We start from the raw sequence: 2,605 nt of genomic DNA, 5'->3' as shown, positions 1-2,605 counted from the left end.
ATCGGCCCCGGGACCTAGGCCCACCGACCGGGCAGCCGGCCGCCAGCGGTCCGATCCGCCCTGTCACAGCCCGCCGGTACCGTGAGGACATGAGTCACGGTCCCCGGTCCGGCCTCGCCGCGGTGAGTTCCGCGTTGCTGGCCATGAGCAGGCATCTCGAGGTGCGCGACGTCCTCAAGACGATCGTCGCCTCGGCCCGCGAGCTGCTCGACGCCGAGTACGCCGCGCTCGGCGTCCCGGACGACCACGGCGGCTTCGCCCAGTTCGTGGTCGACGGCGTCAGCGAGGAGCAGTGGAAGGCCATCGGCCCCCTCCCGCGCCAGCACGGCATCCTCGCCGCGATGCTGCACGAGGCCAGGGCCGAGCGCCTCGCGGACGTCCGCAAGGACCCCCGCTTCGAGGGCTGGCCGAAGGCCCACCCCGACCTGATCGACTTCCTGGGCCTGCCGATCCGCGACGGCGACGAGGTCATCGGAGCGCTGTTCCTGGCCAACAAGAACTGTGAGCGGCCCGAAGGCGGCTGCGGCTTCACCGAGGACGACGAGGAATTGCTCGGCATCCTCGCCCAGCATGCCGCGATCGCCCTCACCAACGCCCGCCTCTACGAGCGCAGCCGCGAACTGACCATCGCCGAGGAGCGCTCCCGCCTCGCCCACGAACTGCACGACGCGGTCAGCCAGAAGCTGTTCTCCCTGCGCCTGACCGCCCAGGCCGCAGCCCGCCTGGTGGACCGCGACCCCTCCCGGGCCAAGGGCGAACTCCAGCAGGTGGCCGTCCTGGCCGCCGAGGCCGCCGACGAACTGCGCGCGGCGGTCGTCGAGTTGCGCCCCGCCGCCCTCGACGAGGACGGCCTCGTCGCGACCCTCCGGACGCAGATCCAGGTCCTCGACCGGGCCCACCACGCCCGCGTCACCTTCGCCGGCCACGGCGTGAAGGCCCTGCCCGCCTCCCAGGAGGAAGCCCTCCTGCGGGTCGCCCAGGAGGCCCTGCACAACGCCCTGCGCCACTCCGGCGCCGACCACGTCGACGTGACCCTGGACCGCCGGCACAGCGGAGTCGTCCTCAGAGTCGCGGACGACGGCAGCGGCTTCGACACGAGGGCGGTCCGCCACGCGGGACGGCACCTCGGCCTGGTCTCGATGCGGGACCGGGCGAGCGGCGCCGGCGGCACGCTGACCGTGGAATCGGTGCCCGGCAAGGGCACCGTGATCGAGATGGAGGTCCCCGGTGGCTGACGCGATCAAGGTGTTGCTCGTCGACGACCACCAGGTCGTCCGCCGGGGCCTGCGCACCTTCCTCGAAGTGCAGGACGACATCCAGGTCGTCGGCGAAGCGGCGGACGGGGCCGAAGGAGTCGAGCGTGCCGAGGAGTTGAGGCCCGACGTCATCCTCATGGACGTCAAGATGCCGGGCATGGACGGCGTCGACGCCCTGCGCAGACTCCGAGAACTGGACAACCCCGCGCGCGTGCTGGTGGTCACCAGCTTCACCGAACAGCGGACGGTGGTCCCCGCCCTGCGCGCCGGCGCCGCCGGGTACGTCTACAAGGACGTCGACCCCGACGCCCTCGCCGGAGCCATCCGCTCGGTCCACGCCGGGCACATCCTCCTCCAGCCGGAGGTCGCCGGCGCTCTGCTGGCGCAGGAGGAGTCCAACTCGGGCACGGGAAGAGCCGGTTCCCTCACCGAGCGGGAGCGCGAGGTGCTCGGCCTCATAGCGGACGGCCGCTCCAACCGGGAGATCGCCCGCGCGCTCGTCCTCTCCGAGAAGACCGTCAAGACCCACGTCTCGAACATCCTGATGAAACTCGACCTGGCCGACCGGACGCAGGCCGCTCTGTGGGCCGTTCGCCATGGCGTGACCGGCTGAACCGCTCATCCCACGGCAACCCGGAAGGTTGCGTTCCGGACCGAGATTCATACTGTCGTGGGAACGTCCCCCGGATGGCGCAACCTCGGTGGATCTCGGCCGTTCTCCAGTGCGTGCTGCGGCGTCTGCCGCGGCAATCGCAAGGAGGGCTCAGAAGTGAAGAACCTGAAGAAGGCAGCGGCCGTGACGATGGTGACGGGTGGCCTGCTGGCCGCCGGCGCGGGCATGGCCTCCGCCACCAGCGCCCACGCCGACGGCCAGGCCGTGGGCTCCCCGGGCGTCGGCTCGGGCAACGTCGTCCAGGCCCCGGTGCACGTTCCGGTCAACGTGTCCGGCAACAGCGTGAACGTCGTGGGCGCCTTGAACCCGGCCTTCGGCAACCTCGCCGTCAACCACTGACACCTCACCTCCGTCTCCGAGCCGGAGGTGACACCGGCCTCCCGGTCCTGCCCGGGAGGCCGTCCGGCATTGCCACGGACATGTGCGCGGCTCAGCTACGGGCACGCGCAGCCGCCCGCCCCCACTGCGGGCATGCGTGCCGCCCAGGGGGTGCTTCGAAAGTCCCGCACAGCACCCACGGCGCCCGGCACGTACTCTCGCCGCACCAACCGAAATCCCAAGTACGTCCGGTACAAGAGCCTTCGTCCGGCACCACGATCTCCGCCTCGGTGAGCCCCTCCCCGAGGTCGGGCAGCTTGAACTCCAGTACCTGTGCCATCAGCTCTCGGCCTCCCAC

3 protein-coding genes are annotated in these 2,605 nt (G+C 71.2%); all 3 read left to right on the top strand.

Annotated elements, in window-relative coordinates:
• Positions 1-89: 89 nt before the first annotated feature.
• Positions 90-1,235, top strand: a complete 1,146-nt coding sequence (locus ABZ281_RS45525; protein ID WP_356664272.1) for a GAF domain-containing sensor histidine kinase — start codon at positions 90-92, stop codon at positions 1,233-1,235.
• Positions 1,228-1,869, top strand: a complete 642-nt coding sequence (locus ABZ281_RS45520) for a response regulator transcription factor (protein WP_356664270.1) — start codon at positions 1,228-1,230, stop codon at positions 1,867-1,869. Before ABZ281_RS45525 ends, ABZ281_RS45520 begins: the two co-directional genes overlap by 8 nt.
• A gap of 156 nt (positions 1,870-2,025) precedes the next feature.
• Positions 2,026-2,268, top strand: coding sequence for a chaplin (locus ABZ281_RS45515; protein ID WP_356664268.1), 243 nt, complete (start codon positions 2,026-2,028; stop codon positions 2,266-2,268).
• The last annotated feature ends 337 nt before the right edge of the window (positions 2,269-2,605 follow it).

Origin of the sequence: Streptomyces sp. NPDC006265 (assembly GCF_040613555.1) — a bacterium.
Taxonomy (GTDB): Bacteria; Actinomycetota; Actinomycetes; order Streptomycetales; family Streptomycetaceae; genus Streptomyces.
Note: the sequence above shows the minus strand (reverse complement) of the source record. Positions and strands in the feature narration are given on the sequence as shown.